Annotated in this window: 13 protein-coding genes; 1 reads left to right on the top strand and 12 read right to left on the bottom strand. The window is 40.3% G+C overall.

Translation table 11 applies throughout. The features are described 5' to 3' along the window. Positions 1 to 388: 388 nt before the first annotated feature. From ACLIJJ_RS10650 to ACLIJJ_RS10600, 11 genes are all read right to left on the bottom strand, one after another. Positions 389 to 862 (bottom strand): hypothetical protein, encoded by a 474-nt coding sequence (locus tag ACLIJJ_RS10650; protein WP_411410863.1) that lies wholly within the window; start codon positions 860 to 862, stop codon positions 389 to 391. A 15-nt stretch (positions 863 to 877) separates the two neighbouring features. Beyond that, on the bottom strand, positions 878 to 2,914 hold the full coding sequence (locus ACLIJJ_RS10645; RefSeq protein ID WP_411410862.1) for a ribonuclease YeeF family protein: 2,037 nt from the start codon (positions 2,912 to 2,914) through the stop codon (positions 878 to 880). 6 nt (positions 2,915 to 2,920) lie between these two features. Beyond that, positions 2,921 to 3,184 (bottom strand): YwqI/YxiC family protein, encoded by a 264-nt coding sequence (locus ACLIJJ_RS10640; RefSeq protein WP_233315989.1) that lies wholly within the window; start codon positions 3,182 to 3,184, stop codon positions 2,921 to 2,923. A 1-nt stretch (position 3,185) separates the two neighbouring features. After that, positions 3,186 to 3,611, bottom strand: a complete 426-nt coding sequence (locus tag ACLIJJ_RS10635; RefSeq protein WP_233315990.1) for a YwqH-like family protein — start codon at positions 3,609 to 3,611, stop codon at positions 3,186 to 3,188. 2 nt (positions 3,612 to 3,613) lie between these two features. Further along, the gene (gene essA / locus ACLIJJ_RS10630; protein WP_251646883.1) at positions 3,614 to 4,123 is read right to left on the bottom strand and encodes a type VII secretion protein EssA; all 510 of its coding nucleotides are present in this window, start codon (positions 4,121 to 4,123) and stop codon (positions 3,614 to 3,616) included. Continuing rightward, a complete protein-coding gene (esaA, locus tag ACLIJJ_RS10625) occupies positions 4,110 to 7,217 on the bottom strand; it encodes a type VII secretion protein EsaA (RefSeq protein WP_411229693.1) in 3,108 nt (1,035 codons plus the stop codon). Before esaA ends, essA begins: the two co-directional genes overlap by 14 nt. Next, positions 7,217 to 11,683, bottom strand: coding sequence for a type VII secretion protein EssC (gene essC, locus ACLIJJ_RS10620; RefSeq protein WP_233315993.1), 4,467 nt, complete (start codon positions 11,681 to 11,683; stop codon positions 7,217 to 7,219). The genes esaA and essC overlap by 1 nt, the downstream gene beginning before the upstream one ends. Positions 11,684 to 11,727: 44 nt before the next feature. Beyond that, positions 11,728 to 12,891: a type VII secretion protein EssB gene (gene essB / locus ACLIJJ_RS10615; protein WP_411410861.1), complete on the bottom strand. Its 1,164-nt coding sequence runs from the start codon at positions 12,889 to 12,891 to the stop codon at positions 11,728 to 11,730. Positions 12,892 to 12,905: 14 nt separating this feature from the next. Next, a complete protein-coding gene (gene yukD, locus ACLIJJ_RS10610) occupies positions 12,906 to 13,145 on the bottom strand; it encodes an ESX secretion system protein YukD (RefSeq protein WP_233315995.1) in 240 nt (79 codons plus the stop codon). A gap of 168 nt (positions 13,146 to 13,313) precedes the next feature. Then, the gene (locus tag ACLIJJ_RS10605) at positions 13,314 to 13,607 is read right to left on the bottom strand and encodes a WXG100 family type VII secretion target (protein WP_233315996.1); all 294 of its coding nucleotides are present in this window, start codon (positions 13,605 to 13,607) and stop codon (positions 13,314 to 13,316) included. Between the two features lie 284 nt (positions 13,608 to 13,891). Next, positions 13,892 to 15,229, bottom strand: coding sequence for a 6-phospho-beta-glucosidase (locus tag ACLIJJ_RS10600; protein ID WP_233315997.1), 1,338 nt, complete (start codon positions 15,227 to 15,229; stop codon positions 13,892 to 13,894). Between the two features lie 111 nt (positions 15,230 to 15,340). Here ACLIJJ_RS10600 and ACLIJJ_RS10595 point away from each other — a divergent pair, with 111 nt between their 5' ends. Beyond that, complete coding sequence (locus ACLIJJ_RS10595; protein WP_233316156.1) at positions 15,341 to 16,096, top strand: MurR/RpiR family transcriptional regulator; 756 nt, start codon at positions 15,341 to 15,343, stop codon at positions 16,094 to 16,096. A gap of 152 nt (positions 16,097 to 16,248) precedes the next feature. Here ACLIJJ_RS10595 and ACLIJJ_RS10590 read toward each other — a convergent pair whose 3' ends face one another. Continuing rightward, positions 16,249 to 16,704 carry a threonine/serine exporter family protein gene (locus ACLIJJ_RS10590; RefSeq protein ID WP_233315998.1) on the bottom strand — a complete coding sequence of 152 codons (456 nt, stop codon included), beginning with the start codon at positions 16,702 to 16,704 and terminating at the stop codon, positions 16,249 to 16,251. Positions 16,705 to 16,715 lie beyond the last annotated feature (11 nt).

The raw sequence follows: 16,715 nt of genomic DNA, 5'->3' as shown, positions 1-16,715 counted from the left end.
TATATGGAGGAACAATTTCCTTTATATAGTTTCCCTTAACCTCTGTTATTTTCCTATACCTGACTAATAATCATTAATATCGCTCACCTCGTTTGTTATTCCTCAAGTTCTAAAAGGCAACCTATAAATAAAAAGCATTATTTTAAAGGAAACACCTTTTAAAATAATGCTTTAGCATTGTTACTTTTTAAAGTAACTTCTCTTAAGATTTTCTATATCCTTACCAGCAGTAGTACCTTCCTTTCGAGCTAAAGGAAGGCTATTTTTATTAACTTGCTTTAAATAGAAACTATAATTGTACATGACAACAAAAGCTGGCGATTTTTAACTATCGATATCTTTTTACCATTTGTAATATGATAGTAAATCTCATAATTCTCCTAATTCCTTAAAATAGTTCGTTATCTATAAACTCCTTTATTTCAGTACTAGGAATTATCTTTCTTTCTACAGGTAAATTGTTGAATTCCATAATTGGCTCTATAATTTCTACTAATGCATCAATGTCTTCTATTCTAACGTTTTTCGTAAACACAAATTGCTCCTGTTTCTCGAACCCTTTATTATGATAATCCTCGGAATCACTGCTCACTAATTTAATTTTTCCATCATTTATCACTAATTCCCCTATTGCAAAAGTATCATATTCTTTTCCTTTATATATCACCTTATATTTTCGTTCAAATATTAACTCAATCTCATCAATGTCTACTTCTTTAATAAATATATTATCATGAACATTGCCACCTAAATCCACTAATACCTTAAATCCACTTTCCTTATTATTACTCTTTAATCTATACGTATTATTACGTATATTTAGAGGATAATTTGCACTTTTATATCTAGCGTATCTCGCCATATATGTAACACCACCCTAATTATCTTTAACCCATCCAACTTCTTCATCAAAAATAAATTTGAAAACAGGTTCCCCTGTTTTGCTATCTCTAATAATCAACAAATCTCCATCAACAAACTTTCTTGCTTGTTGGTAGTATTCTGGAAGAACAACTTCTCTGCTTCCTGTAAAACCTCTACCTGTGTACGGATAGGAATCAGGTTTAGGCTCCCATCTTGGGATAGATAACTGTTCAGGCTCTAGTATCTTATATTCTATTGTTCCAAAAAAATTATCTGGACTTCCAACAGACTCTGATATACCGTCAATACCGTTTGTTATTTTAAATGCTGTATTATTATAATCTAGACGAGCCCCCTCAAATTTCTCTTCTAAAGTTATCAACTTTTCTGTATGCTCCTTCACAGCAGTAAACCCTCTTACTCCACTATATTCTTCATTATAAAGATAATTGTATAGATCACTTTGTGGAATTACTTTTGCCATTGGAGTATTTTTTGGCGGTAAGCCTATTTCATCTCTAATTAAATTAACTTTCTGAAAATCTTCTTCACTTAATAATTTATCTGGATGTAATAAAACCAAAAATTCATCAACTGAATAACCATACTTCTCTAAAATAATTTGTATAGATTCACTAGTTTTAGTTTTTATTGGCCCATTTTTAAGTTGTGGTCTTTGTTGCCCAGACAACAAACTCAAAGCCTTATCCTTTTCCCCGCTAACAGACTCCACTGCCTTACTTTCTGCTTTTACAGTATCATCGATGTGGACAATTCCGGTTTCTGTCACAAGTTTGGGTGAGCTGCTGATACGCTGTGTGACGTCATCAATCCAGCCTTTCCCCATACTTGTCGCTTCCCGCGCCATAGTTGGCACAAAGGGCAGCCCTGCAAAAATGCCTTGGGCAAGGCTTGCTTGCCTTTGCTCGTCTGTTAGTTCGTTGCCGAACATGTCATTGCCTGTCATGTATTCGGACAGGCCGTTTGCTGCGATTAGACCGTAAAGGCCCATTTCTGTTTTCTCTAATGCGGAGAAGGTGCTGGCACTTCTGTATGCATCGAGAGCGTGATCGGCTGCTGTGATGGCTTTCGTTGCGGAGTAAATGCCTTTGCCGCCTTTGATGGCCCGTCCTGCCCAGCCGACTATTGGTATAAATCCTGCTGCGGCCATGGCTCCTGCTGTGACGCGCTGACCGGCTGAAAGCTTTTCTCCTGTTACGGGGTCGACGCCGTCTTTTGCCCTAAGATAATCATAATAGCCGGAGAATTCTCCTGCAAATGTTTTGGTCCCTTCCCATAGATCTTCGTACCATGGCCGGTTTGCTATTTCTCTCGCTTCTTTTTCCTCTTTTTTGAAGCTGAGATATGCATCTGTTTGTGCTTCTGCTTTAGATTTGAGCTGATACACTTCGCTTGTTAGGTAAGCGTCTGCGTTAAAATGAATTGGTGATATATCGCTGCCCTGTTTTGTAGCTTCAAGGAGGGCGCGGAAAAGGGCTGCCACGTAGAATTCTTCTCCTTCTGAGGAGAGGTATTCTTCTAATAACTCCTGGTCGGTTTGCCCGACGGCATCTAGTGTATCGGTCCTTTTCTTTCTAGCTTCTACCATTTCGTTGTCGAACCGCTCTCTAGAAAAAGGATCGAGGGATATCAGATCCTCGATCTCTGCGAAAATATTTTGGAGAGCTTTGCGCTGCTCACTGACCATTTCATCTGCCTGTCGTTCTTTATAAAGCAGCGCTTCTTCAAGAAAGCCAGTTTCCACTCTAGTATTGCTGCCTAAGTTCTTATCCTCCAGCTTGCCTTGCACACCTTCAAAAAAGGCAATTTGCCTGTCTATCAGGCGCTGCCATGCTTCTGTTACTTCTATTTGACCTCTGTAAAATCCTTTAATTGCCTCTGCGCCTCGCCCCTCAAATTCATTTAGTTCAACAATGTCTTGAAAGGCTTTGCGCAGCTGTGCAAACTGTTCCCGTATGGATGAATAGTGTTTAGCTCTTGCTTCCATTGTTTCACGTAAGCTATTTCCATCTAATACCTTCACTGACATCACCCTTTACCTGGTTATCGCTTCATCTTGTTCCTTCAATGCATCAATATTATCCTTCGTATCGGCCACATTCTTTAGAACAATCTTTTTGTATTCCTCTATCAAGTTCTCGATTCGTTCTTCTCTTTCTTTCCATTCTGAAGTGAAATCAAGCTTGTTATCCTTCAGCTTGCTTGTCGGTGCACTGCTCATATCAAGATTGTGCACCGCCTGTTCTGCATTGCTTAGTTTGCTGATTGCATTTGCATGGTTTAGTTTAATCGTAGCCATATCACAACATCCTTCTAATTTCAGATATTTTGCCTTTGACATCCTCAACCATTTCTTCTCCGCGGTCCAATAGTTTGTTTGCTTCAGAAACAAGGACCCCGATACCATGGAGACTGGCTTTTTCTATTTCCAGGAAGTTGATTTTATTTTCGATTGAGCTTTGGTAATATTCATATTCCCTGTTCCCAATATCACTCATCGTCTGATACACATCTTCCCGCTTTCCGTCAAACTCATCTGCTCTTTTGCCAACCCAGTTTTTGTCTAAATCAGGCTTTTTCAGCTGTCTGATTTCTTCGAGCATTGCATCCTGCTCATTCGCCACTTTATTTTTAGCTGATCTTAACCTTTTAATTTTTCGTTCAATATTATCTATTTTGCCGCTTACATCGCCGCCTAGGTTTGCGAGTATACTAGAAAGACTCATAATTATTGCCCCTTTCTTTCCCCTTGTTTTGCTGTCCGATAGAAAACAGTTAAAACGATGCCAAGCAAAGTGATGCAGACAGCAATCAAAATGCCTAAAAATAAGGATAAAGAGGAGGTGGTATCAGTCAATGTTTCTTCTGATACTCCCGCTTGCCTTATTTCATCATCACCTGCAAACAATCCAAGCTGTTCTGCATTCTGTTCAATCTTATTTGTGGCTGCTTTTTGGAATAGCTTCTCTTTGACATCATCAGCAGAAAAGGTCTTTTTGCCGTCAAATATGAGCTGCTTTTGTTCTTCTGGAATTTCAGACTTACTTGATGAGGAAGCATCCTCATCAAGCAAGTCTGTATTTTTGTCAGTTGATTTACCTTCATAATCATTTGGTGCCAATTCATCAATATTTGTATTTGTCTCTGCATATGCTTTTTTCACAGCTTCATTGTAAAAATAAACATTTATTCCCATAAAACAAATAACCAGATATATAATCCATTTACATCGTTTCATTAGCTCCCACCTCATGCTCTAAGCTGCTGGAGGAACCTTTAAATCGTTCAATCAGCACCTGCAGAACGATAAGAAGAAGCAGTGCAAACACCAGGATGATAGCAGCCGGAGCAAATAATGATTCAGTGCTGTACTGAATGGAAATATATACATTGCTCATCGGATCAGTAAATTTAAAGTTAGGTGTGCTCAATGCCAGCAATGGTGTGACATACAAAGCAACCATACCTGCTGTTACAAACAGACCGGCAAGGCGGTGCAGTGAAAATGCTACAGTAATTATGCCTGAGCTTACCATTAGCAATAAGATAGTGAACACCGTCCATTCCATTGTGGCCTGCTCTGCCAGCTGATATATTTTCAGACCGTAAAGGCTGATGATAAAGCCGACAAGGGTGTTGACGAGCAGGAATAGTGCTGCTCTTACCCAATATGGCAGGCTGTTGAAATAGTAGGTTGTATAACCGATTAACAGACTGCTTAATAAAACGATAAACAGCACAACTACCGGCGGCACTGTGTTTGTTTCAACCTTTTCAGAAGTTCCTGCAGTCAGCTGCAGCGGACTTGAAAGGAAGTCATAAACAACACCATTCGATTGATCGTCAACAAAAGCATTGCCAAGCACGGAGAAGACGTCATCTCTTATTAGCTGTGTTGACTTAACATTTGTTGACCATTTATTGTTCAGCACATCTGCATCTGTCTGAACAGCAGAAACCTCTTGATGTAAATCATTGGTGTAATCAATAATGGTATCCTGACTTTCGCTTGCTTCCTTGAGCCCATTGTGGAAGGAGCTCATTTGCTCTTGAATAAGCTTGTAGCTCGTTGCAACTCCAGTTCCCTTTGCTTCGGCACTTAAATTGCCAGCCTCGTTTTGAACCGGCTGCTGAATTTGCTCCATTAGTTTGCTCGCATCCTCTTGCATGGAAGTAAAGCTGTCTAAAAGAATGCTTTGATTTTCATCCATTGTTTTCTTGTAATCTGCCATAAACAAAGTAAATCTATCGTTTAATGCAGTTAAACCGTCACGCATTGTTGGTGTTTCCTGCTCCAGCTGATTCCAATAGCTGGCTTCTTCATCTGTTACTTGGAAGATAGCTTGAATTTGTTTAAGGAAATCTTCATTTGCCATAACTTCTTCTTTTGCTGGATTCTGACCGAGCATGCTTGACAATGTGCCTTCATACTCGTTTAAGAACGCATAGTAATAAAGGAGATCTACCACTTTGCCTGTCTCCATATCTTTATCAAACCAGCTCTCAAGCTCCTGTTTACGCTCTCCGGAAAGAGCTTCAGATGATAATATAGACTGTTCCTTTTCTTCAATCACATCCAATATTGCGGTCATATTATCAGCGTATTGGGAAAGCTGGTCTCTCAGCTCGTCATTTACCTCTGTTAAATCCTCTGCGTACTCTATTAATCTTTCTTTTTGATTCGTCAGCTCTTCGAGTTGTTTATTTAAGTCTTCATTCTTCGTTTCCAGCTCTGTTAAGCTTGTTGCGTTATTGGTGAGCTGATTTGTTAGTTCGGCAATTTGTGAAAGCAGTCCTTTAACATAACCTTGCTGGTTATCACCGCTTGTCTTTAGACTTTCGCTCACTTTCAGCACACGCTCATTAATAGCCTTCAGCTGTTCAACAGCCTTTGCCACTTCTTCGCTAGAGGTGCTGCCTGCCATGCTTGCCAATTGTTCCTCAAGGCTTTGCAAAGCAGCATGGATATCTTCTAATTCCTTTTGTTCACTACCTGCTTCATTCGAACCTCCAGGCTGTTGCTCCTGTTCTTCACCTGTTTGCTCGTTTCCGTTCGTTCCGTCTTGCTCAATTGTGGCAGATGAGTTTTCACCGCTGTCATCAGCTGGCTTATCACTATCTGCTCCCTCTTCTTCTGTGCCTTCATCAGGCTCTGTTCCTGGATCTTCTGTAACATCATCGTCCGTCATTTCCTCTGGCACTTCCGGGTTTTCCGGCGGAGCCTCTGGCAGCAGCACTTCTTCTCCATCTGATAAACCTTGTTTTGCAGCTACTATTTTAGTCTGCAAGGAGTTAAGTGTTTTCGTATCAACTAACTGCTGATAATAGTCTAAAAGATTGCTTTGATATTGATTATAGGAAAGCAGCTGGCTTCCGACTGTATCAACTCGCTCTTGCTTTGTTTCTAGAAGCAGGCTTTCATTTGTCTGCAGAGAAGTGTTCAAGTCGGCCATTTGCTGCAATACTGTTTGTTCATTCTCATTTAACAAGTTTTGTGTCTGCAAATACGGCGACTTTTGGTTTTCTGTCGCTGTGCTAATATTGGCAACCGCATCCTCTTGAATGCTTGCAAGAAGCTTTTGTTGCTCCTGTTGATATTGTTCATATGCTTTCACATTATCAACAAAACCTGTTAAGTCCTCTGAAAAGGAATCAGCTGAAGCTGCCTGATCTGTCCCTTGATCAGCAACTTGCCCGAAGGAGTTCTTAATATTGTTTAGCATCGTTTGCTGTTCTTTTATCTGATCTGTTAAATCCTTTGAGCTCGGCTTATAAAAGGCAAGCATCGTAGTTTGGAAATCAAGCTCCTTTTGCAGGATTTGGTCGAATTCCTTCTTAACAGAATTCATGTCTGTCGCGACATAGCTCCAATATAAAGAAGATACGCGCTGATTTGTCCGCTTTGTTGCTTTTTCAATTTCCAGCTTTACCTTCTCTGTATTGACAGCATTTAATTGTGCTTGCAACTTATAATCAAATGTCACCTTGGCTGGGTTCTCACTCTCATAATCCATTACTTTCTTCGAAAAGTCTGATGGAATATAAATGACAGCATCATATTTATTGTTGCGCAGCCCGCTTTCGCCGGCGCTTCTGCCAACAACACTCCAGTTATATGCAGAGTCTTTTGCCAAAATACTTGCAGCACTTTCGCCTAAACGAATTTCTTGCTCCCCTTGTACGCCAACATCTTCGTTTACAATAGCAATTGATTTTGTTGCGTTCTCCTTCTCTTTAAGGGGATTTTCCCCAATTGCCTTAAAAAACAGCAATGGGGAACCAATAATGACAACTAATGCGATAATTATCTTCCATATAGGAAAGCCCTTCACTATAGGCTCACCTTCCTTTCCACTAACATCAACGGAATCTGGATTCTCTTTTCTTTACCATTTTCCACATAATAGCCGAACCCTGGCTGCACTTCCTGCTCTTGTCTGTCATAAGCGAGGGTAAATAAGGTCTGCTCTGACTTCTTCATTAAGACAAGTGCCTGGCGGACTTGCTTCAACTCTAATGTCAGTGGGTCATAGCCTTTGGTCAGCTCATTGTTTGTTCCAGATACAACGATATGGAAACCAAGATGGCTGTAATTCTTCATAAGTCGAACAATATTTTCTTGAATGCGGTTATCGACTTGCTGTAAAAACCTTCCGTATCCATCAATAAACATATAGATATGCGGGTGCTTCTCTGGCATCCTGCCGCTTTGCACAGCCTCTGCATAATCTGATTCCCTCTGCTTTAAAATGTTCTCAACATTGTCTATCCAAGCAGCAATCATTTCCTTGTTATCGATAAAGCTGACCTCATCCTTATCTCCAACATGTGACAGGCTTCTGTCAATAGAATCAAAGATGGCAGGCTTTTCGGTCGTCTGATTAAGCGCCTCATTTAAAATAAGCTGCATGGCATTTGTTTTGCCTTTTTGCGCTTGACCTAAAATTAAGCAATGATTGGTCTTGGCAAAGTTTATGCTGACAGGCTCGACAAGCTCCTCTTCCAATCCAATTGGAATTAAGCCTTGCTGCTGCTCCTTTACATACAAGTAGAACTGTTTATTATTCAGTTCAGAAGGCAGCATTGGCACTGCTTTCGGCTTATCACATTCCATATACTTCTGTTTTAAAGCATCAATGTCTTCTTTCAGCAATCGCAGCTGCTCATATTCATCCATTCCGATGTTTGGCAGAACAACTTGAGAGAAAAAGGCAGAATCCTTTTTAATAATTGCTCGGCCTGGAATCGGTTCAGGCTCAAACGGCACCCTGCCTAATATGGAATAAGCTTCCGTGTTGTCCATCAAATAATGGACAATTTTCGTTCTAAGATTGTTCATTAATGTCTGACGAATAGAATTAACTCTCGTTGCACTGAAAATCATATAGATGCCCAGCGATTGTCCATCCCTTGCAAATTGATTCATCTGGGTCTCAAAGTCATGCATTTCATCTTTCACAACATCATAGTTATCAATGACAATAAACCATAATGGCAGCGGATCTGCCGAAAGAGTGTTGTACATCTTAATGGAGCTTACCTCCATTTGTTGGAACAGTCTCTTTCGCTTCGCCATCTCACTTTTAATAATGGCAACGAATTTATTCGTTTTGCGCTGCTCATCCATCAAGAAATAATCTGCCGAATGCGGGAGCTGCCTTAATGGCAGCAAACCGCCGTTACCGAAATCAAGCAAATAGAAATGGGCTTCTTCCGGGCTTGCATCGGCAGCAATTCCCATCAGCAAGGTAATCATTGTCTGTGTTTTTCCATAGCCTGAAGATCCGAAGACTCCGACATTGCCATCCTCCATCCATTCATATGTATATGAAGACTGACTTTGTTTCTCAGGCTCATCAACCATTGCCAACAAGACCTTCTTCGCTTCTTTCTCTTGGGCGATATCTGGTCTGTAGATGCGCGGTGATAAAGGCGGCAGCCATGGACTAGCGATTTTGATAAGACCTAATTTTTGATGAACTGCTTCAATCTCTTCAACAATTGCTTCCATCTCTGTTACCGAATCTTTTCCTGTTGTATCCTGTGAGGAAAGCTCCGATAAAGGCACTAGTCCTAAATCTGTAACAAGAGCAACCTCATCCTCATTAAGTGAGGCTTCATCGTTATAGGCTGCTCCGCTCCATGCAGATTGGAACAGCTCGTATACCTCGTTATTGCCAACCTGCAAATAGCCTCTTCCTGTCACTGTAATACCGGCAGCATCTCCGTTTTTCAAGATTTCTCTGCTGTCCTCAGCATTTTGCACTTTTAAGGCAATGCGGAAGCGGGCATTACTCCAGATTTGCGCGTCAATAATGCCGCCTGGCTTTTGTGTTGCGAGAATAAGATGGACACCAAGGCTTCGTCCAATTCTGGCAGCACTGACCAGTTCTTGAATGAATTCAGGCTGTTCGCTCTTTAATTCTGCAAACTCGTCAGAAATAAGGAAGAGATGCGGCAGCGGTTCAGCAATCTTATTTTGTTTATGCAGACGAGTATAATCATTAATATGATTCACCTCATATTGGTCAAACAGACGCTGGCGCCGCTTGAGCTCACTCTTGATAGAAGCAAGTGCGCGCTGGCTGAAGTTTTTGCTTCCTTCAATATTGGTGATAGTGCCAAGCAGATGGGGCATATTCTTAAATGGCTGAGCCATTCCCCCACCTTTATAGTCAATCAGCAGGAAGGCAACCTCATGGGGATGGAAGTGCACAGCTAATGACAAGATGTATGTCTGCAAGAATTCACTTTTACCAGACCCAGTAGTTCCTGCTAATAATCCATGCGGACCGTGTGCTTTTTCATGAAGGTTCAATCTGACAAGATCTGTTTTCCCTTTAAGACCGATTGGTACTGCTAGCGATTTTGCTGATTGGTTATTATGCCAGTACTCCTCGATTGGTATATCTTTAACATCTTTAAATTGCAGCATTTCTAAGAAGGATACACTCTCTGGAATAGAGTTTGTCACACCGACCTGATGGTTCAGCGTCCTTAGCATCCTCGCAAAATACTCATTATTTTCATACTGATGGGTATCAAGGCTGAACGGAATTTCGACTGCCTTTTTATCCTGCATCAGGATATCTCCTTGAGAGGTGTTAATATAGCGGACAAGCGTATGGATATTATCAGAAAAGCTTTCCTTTGCTTCTGAAGCAAAGATGACAGAGATGCCAAGCTGCTTGTGCTCACCCTCTAAATATTCTAGGATGACATGCTCTGATATAAGCTGCTGGTTAGCAATGATAAAAATATAGTGCGGGGAGAATAACAGCTTTTCTTTATCCTCCTCTAAGTCTCTTTCCCGAATCATTTCATATATCGAGCTCAGAAGCTGGTCTCTCGTGCTTTCGTTATAAATCATGCCCTTTGCATGGGAATTAGGCAGCTGAAAATGAGGCAGCCATTTCATCCACTCCCATGTGCTGTATTCCTTTTCATCAAAAATAAAGATGAAGCGGACATCATGATAGCTGTGGAAGAATGCCAGTTGACCAATCAGTTGGTGAAGCTCCCTTTTAAGTACTGCTTCCTTTCCGATTAATCCAATTGCACCCTTTGACAGATCGACAGTGATTGGTAGCGGCTCAAGTTCCTGATAGGTTTTCTCAAGACGCTTTGACGCTTCCATGAGCTCATCCATTTCCCTGTTGGACATATCCTGTGAGCTTACATCGATTTTGTAGCTGGCCGGCACTTTACCTGTTCCAATGCGGAACTGCAGGAAATCCTGACTTGTTAATGTTCGCTCCCATATTCTGTCTGATACTTCTGAGACCATATATTTCATTCGTTCAAAGGATGGAAAATGATAGTGAAGCACTTCACGCTGCTTTTCAGACAGCAGATGAAGCTCTTCCCGTTTCTCTTCCAAATAATTAGAATAAATACGCCGTCTTCTTAGCTCCCATTCCTTGCGGTTTGCTTTATCTTTAAAATACTGGAAGGTAGATGTAAATAAAGTAGTTGCAAACATCACAAGAGAAACGACGATAAATATTCCTCTAGGAATGAACAGCGCTACAATTCCCATTACGATAAGCATCATTAATGGCGGCAGGATAATCAGCCATAGTGGGCGCTTCGTATGCTGTGCCTCTTGTCCTGGAAATGTGAGTTGAACTTTCTCCTTTGGAAGCTCATATACCATCCTCGGTGTTCGTCTGTATAAAGGATAACGTTTTTTCATTTCAGACTGATGAGGTTTAATTGCCTCCAACTCTGTGCCAAATTCCTTTGCACTCGTAACAGCAAGTAGGTCTTCCTCCAAATATGTAATTTCCATACCATTCCAGAAGAGGATATCGCCTAATTCCAATTCACTGTCTGCAGCCAGCAAATGGCCATTAAGATATAAGTTGGCTTCCCCTTTCTTTACAGACGGTTTGTCATATAAATCGAGCATAAAGCCTGCTGACAACTCGTCCTGTTTCTCTAGCAGCCAGTATTCCGACGCGCTCTTTCCTTCATCTCCATTCGCTGCAAAACGGATTTCCTTACGATTACCAATATAATAGGTGGTTTCAGGTAGATTCCTTGTTAGAAACAACTTAATAAATAAAGTCCCTGTATTTACAGAATGCTGCATTTGTTCCTCTAACTGGACTGTTTCCTTGCCAACCTGACAGAAGGCATTCCCATTTTTGTCGACTGTTACTGTTAACTGGCTTATTATGTTTGCTGCGGTTAAAGTAATATCATCATCAACTGCTGTTCCGATGGTTAGCTCGTCATCCTTTTTCAGATGAGCCTTTTCGTATGTATCATCATGAAATACAAATAATGTGTACATCTTGTTATCTCCTCTTTAATCGCTGACGTAATGACGATAAACGATTAAGTTTCACTGTCTTCTTCTTGCTGGTATTCCTTAATCTCCCGATCAATTTCATCGATTTTTTGCTGACGTTCCTCGCTGTCCATCGATTCATCTGCAGAAATATTTTCCCGGTAATTAATAAGGGCAAAGACAATAAGATCTGTCTCCTCTAGAAATCTTGCCGTTTTCAGTGCTTCTTCCCCTTCTCCTCTGCCAATCTGGATCCAATAATCTAAATACTTAGTATCAGATTGCAGGGTGACGGTATTGCGGACAAATTGTTTTTGCTCATCTGTCAGGTTTTCATTTGAAATATAAGCTGTTGCCAATTCATATTTAGCAACCTTAGGCAAGTCATCGATTTTATAAGGCTGAAGTGTATTAATTACGTCACTGTAGGAACTGGTTAGAAATTGTTCTTGTGCAAGTATAATCTTGGACTGCTTCGGCTGCAGAAAAAAGATAGAATAAAAGGAATATATAATGGCTGGTACAAGCAGAACACTCACAGCAATCAAACTATTACGGAACCATTTCCATTTCTTTTTTGTCACTTCTATATACAGAGATGCAAACTCCCTATCCTTCCTTATAAACTCGTCGATTACTGTTAACAGCTCTTCAACAGACTCGGCCTCAAGCACCCTTTTGCTGTCTTCACTCAGCTCCAAAGTCTTCTCATATTGCAGGTATTGCTCAAATGAACGGGAGACATCGACCCAAGAAGCAGCCAGCGCCTTCAGCTCTTGCCACAGCTCAACCTCATCTCTTTCGTAAGGAGGCAGACTTTCTTTCACTCCATAATGCAGGAAATAAGGGGTCAAGCCTTGATCCACCACAATGTTCTCGGGACTGATGAAAAGATGCAGCCTTGAGATGCGATGATCTTTTACTTTATGAATCAATTGATAGATTATTTTTAATCTGTCCTTGTGCGAAAGCCCTTGAATAGAGGTACCATATTGATAGGAGCTGGGAATATCAATCTGTATTTGAAGAGCATCCTCCTCTACATTAATTTCTTTAGGAAGCTGACTTTCTATATCCTTAAGAATTAACACTTCACTCTTATCATCCATCTTTATCTTTTCAATTTGAAAGATAAACGTAATACGATTTTTGTCTTTTTTGATTATCGCATCCAACTTTTTTTCTAAGTATGTACGTTCAGCTTGAGGCATCTTCTATACCACCCTCATAAAATTTCAATAATATCTCCCGTAGTAATTCCTGCATCTGTTAGCCGTTGATTTCCCGGGAATACCTTTTGTTTATTTTTCACACGCACCCAATAACCTGATCGTGGAAGAGTTTCTATATCAGAAACCTGCCATGATAAATCAATTAGCTTTTTTATTGTGTAATAGTCAGATAAGCGTAAGTCGATTTTGTTTCGATTGTATTTCTGCAAATCGACCGTTACTTCTATATACATTATTTTCCACCTCAAAACGTAAAGGAGCGCTCCATAAAAAAAGCGCTCCTCCTAGGGTTTAGTTCATTTATTAAAATACACACGGCTTTTAAAAAGCCACATCCGCTATTTCGTCACCCATCATGATGCAAATCATGAAGAAGCTCTAACGATATTAAGTTCAGACACTTAGCCGCGAATTTGGTTAGCGATTTGAGCATCAGCATCCTCAAGCGCTTTAGCTGTGCTGTTCAATTGTGAGGAGATATCCTCTAGCAATTGCTGCATTTTAAGGAATGAAGGGCGAAGTGATTGGTATTGCTCACTGAACGCTTGGCTTGATTGACCTTCCCAAATGCTTTCCAATTCTTGGATCATTTGATCCAAACGAGTGACTTGTTCACCAACTTGACTTCCCTCGTTTGCATAACGGTTTGACATGCTAATAAGCTCTTCAGGGGTTACTCGAATGATTCCTGCCATGTTTCCTCTCTCCTTTTTCAAAAAAATTTTAGCTATCATTCTTTATAACTATGTAGCTAATGGAAAACAAACATCTATATATTAATTACCACATTTTAATATCCAAATAAAGGATAAAACGAACTTTTGACCATAAATGCATTTATTTTCCTATGAATATTATAGTAAATAGGACATATTCTCCCTTTTTTCAACACTAAAATCTAGTAATATAGTTCTTTTTTGTTTTTCTACAAAAAGAGGAGTGTCAACAATGACACTCCTCTCACATTCGTTGTTCCTGATTATGATAAAACTTTATCTTCTTTAAAGAATTGCGGCAAATGCTCTTTATGTGCTTCAAGCATTTCATTCAGAATTTCTTTCGCCACTTTATCAGAAGGCAATAACGGGTTGATTGTCATCGCAAGCAATGCTGTATTGTAGTCGCCTGTTACCGCTGCTTCTGCTGCCACTCTTTCAAAGGACTTAATTTGCTGTACTAAGCCTCTGACAGGTACAGGAAGGTCACCAATAGAGATTGGTTTAGGGCCGTCTTTTGTGATAACACTGCTGATTTCTACAGCTGATTCATCAGGAATGCTGGCAATTGCACCGTTATTAATTGTATTAACAGGCTGGATATCGCGCTTATCGTTGTACATGGAGTCGATCAAGCTGCAGGCTGCATCGCTGTAGTATGCACCTCCGCGTTTTTCAAGCTGTGGCGGTTTAATAGAAAGATTTTCATCTTTGTATAATTCAAACAGCTCTTTTTCCAGCTTTTGTACAACTTCTGCTCTTGTTCCTTGCTCTGCTGCTTCCTCATGCTCATGCTCAAGCATTTGTGCTTGCTTGTAGTAGTAACGGTGGTAGCCGCATGGGATTGCTCCCAACGCTTTAATGAAGTCTGGATCCCAGTCAATTGCTGCAATATTACGCATTGTCGCACTTGCATGCTTGCCTGAAGTCATTTCTTCCAGCACTTCTTTTGTAACTTCTTTTCCGTCAAGATACACATGCAGGCCGTATACCATGTGGTTAAGTCCTGCAAAATCAACGCGAACTCGCTCAGGTTCTACTTCCAACAGCTTGGCTACACTCATTTGGATAGAAATCGGCACGTTACAAAGACCGACGATTTTTCTCCAATTGCTGTGACGAAGCACTGCTTCTGTTACCATTCCTGCAGGGTTCGTGAAGTTGATCAGCCAAGCATTTGGACAAAGCTCTTCCATATCTTTAACAATGTCAAGGATGACAGGGATTGTGCGTAAGCCTTTGAAAAGGCCGCCAGGACCGTTTGTCTCTTGTCCAATTACATTGTATTTCAAAGGAATTCTTTCGTCCTTCGCTCTTGCTGCAAGCAAGCCGACACGAAATTGAGTTGTAACGAAATCGGCATCTTTTAAGGCTTCTCTGCGGTCAAGAGTCAAATGAACCTCTATTGGTAAACCAGCCTTTTTCACCATACGCTTCGCTAAATTACCTACGATTTCTAATTTTTCTTGTCCTTCAGGAATATCAACAAGCCATAGCTCACGAACCGGCAGTGAATCATATCTTTTAATGAATCCTTCAACAAGCTCAGGTGTGTAGCTGGAACCTCCGCCAATCGTTACAATTTTAATTCCGTTGCTCATATAGAAACGCCCCTTTTCTTATTTTTAGGTGTGTAACCCTTTTCAATTTTAGTTGATGTTATAATAAGATTATCTAAGTTGGAGTAAATCTATTTAATGGATGTGTTTAACATGTTTACAAATGAGCAGATTCAATCTTTTTCCGATCTTGAATATGAGCTTTACAATTACATTATGAAGAATTCTCGGGAAGTAACCTATATGAGAATACGAGAACTCGCAAATGAAACGCATGTCTCCACAACCACCATACTTCGTTTTTGCAAAAAGCTTGGTTTTGACGGCTTTACTGAATTCAAGGTGCAGCTGAAAAATCATCTTGCAGAGGAAGAAACATATCGGCTTAACAATACATATACAACTGTTTCCGATTTCGTAGAAAGAACGCTTTCAGCAAACTATGAATCTAAAATTAAAGAAATAGCCGAAGTTATCGCTAAAGCAAAAATCGTTATTTTTATCGGTGCAGGAACCTCTGGCGTCATTGCAGAATATGGTGCAAGGTTCTTCTCCGGTCTCAAGAAATTTTCTCTTCATATTAAAGATCCGTATTTCCCAATTTACAGTCACTACATAACTGACAGTGTCACAATCGTGCTGTCTGTGTCAGGCGAATCTAAGTCAACAATGGAAAAGCTGGACCGCCTTAAGCAGGACGGCAGCATCATTGTAAGTTTGACAAATCATTCTGACAGCTCACTGGCCAAAATGTCTGATTACAACCTGGCGTATTATATAACGACAGAATATTTGGGAAATGTCAATTTAACGACTCAAATACCAGTCATGTTTTTAATTGAACGGTTAGGAAAAGAGACTTTCGACTATATGCAATCCTCCTTAATCAACAGGGATGAAGGGAAATAGCATTGCTCCCTTTTGCTTTACATCTATAAGTTACAATGCACGCTCATGATAGTAAATACATCTTCCAGATTTAGTACTTAGTCACACCGAATGGAACTTGTTACTTTATAGGAACAACCTGTTACATAAAAAAAGCAATGATAAGCACTCATTTATATGCTTCCATTGCTTTTTCTTGTTTTTCTTTTATATAACAACTGATTTATCACTTCTGAGAACATCAATCCGATTGCAATCGACCCTGATAAGAGAAACGCTTTGGCAGCAAGGCTGACTGCGTTATAATAGTCATTCTCCACAAAGTGTCGCATGGCATTATAAGCCATTCCACCAGGTACAAGGGGAATGATCCCAGCTACTGTAAAAATAATAACCGGTGTTTTATACCATCTTGCAAATACTTGACTCATCACTGCAACAAGAAATGCACCAATGATCGTCGCAGGAACTTCATCTATATTTACATAGACCGCGCCCCAATATGCGACCCAGCCACACATGCCGACAAACCCGCATCTCACAAGCAAATGTTGTGGTGTGTGAAAAATCATCGCAAAGGCAAATGATGCAATAAAGCTTGTAACTGCTTGTTCTAATAATTCCCACATAATATAAATTT

The sequence above is a fragment of the Niallia laureatilytica genome, assembly GCF_046613985.1.
Taxonomy (GTDB): domain Bacteria; phylum Bacillota; class Bacilli; order Bacillales; family Cytobacillaceae; genus Niallia.
The sequence above is the reverse complement of the archived record's forward strand: the minus strand, read 5'-3'. Positions and strand labels throughout refer to the sequence as shown.

What these genes read in the sequence shown, in the direction of transcription:
- ACLIJJ_RS10650 (WP_411410863.1), bottom strand. Translation starts at nt 862, where the DNA reads ATGGCGAGATACGCTAGATATAAAAGTGCAAATTATCCTCTAAATATA.
- ACLIJJ_RS10645 (WP_411410862.1), bottom strand. Translation starts at nt 2,914, where the DNA reads ATGTCAGTGAAGGTATTAGATGGAAATAGCTTACGTGAAACAATGGAA.
- ACLIJJ_RS10640 (WP_233315989.1), bottom strand. Translation starts at nt 3,184, where the DNA reads ATGGCTACGATTAAACTAAACCATGCAAATGCAATCAGCAAACTAAGC.
- ACLIJJ_RS10635 (WP_233315990.1), bottom strand. Translation starts at nt 3,611, where the DNA reads ATGAGTCTTTCTAGTATACTCGCAAACCTAGGCGGCGATGTAAGCGGC.
- essA (WP_251646883.1), bottom strand. Translation starts at nt 4,123, where the DNA reads ATGAAACGATGTAAATGGATTATATATCTGGTTATTTGTTTTATGGGA.
- essC (WP_233315993.1), bottom strand. Translation starts at nt 11,683, where the DNA reads ATGTACACATTATTTGTATTTCATGATGATACATACGAAAAGGCTCAT.
- essB (WP_411410861.1), bottom strand. Translation starts at nt 12,891, where the DNA reads ATGCCTCAAGCTGAACGTACATACTTAGAAAAAAAGTTGGATGCGATA.
- yukD (WP_233315995.1), bottom strand. Translation starts at nt 13,145, where the DNA reads ATGTATATAGAAGTAACGGTCGATTTGCAGAAATACAATCGAAACAAA.
- ACLIJJ_RS10605 (WP_233315996.1), bottom strand. Translation starts at nt 13,607, where the DNA reads ATGGCAGGAATCATTCGAGTAACCCCTGAAGAGCTTATTAGCATGTCA.
- ACLIJJ_RS10600 (WP_233315997.1), bottom strand. Translation starts at nt 15,229, where the DNA reads ATGAGCAACGGAATTAAAATTGTAACGATTGGCGGAGGTTCCAGCTAC.
- ACLIJJ_RS10595 (WP_233316156.1), top strand. Translation starts at nt 15,341, where the DNA reads ATGTTTACAAATGAGCAGATTCAATCTTTTTCCGATCTTGAATATGAG.
- ACLIJJ_RS10590 (WP_233315998.1), bottom strand. Translation starts at nt 16,704, where the DNA reads ATGTGGGAATTATTAGAACAAGCAGTTACAAGCTTTATTGCATCATTT.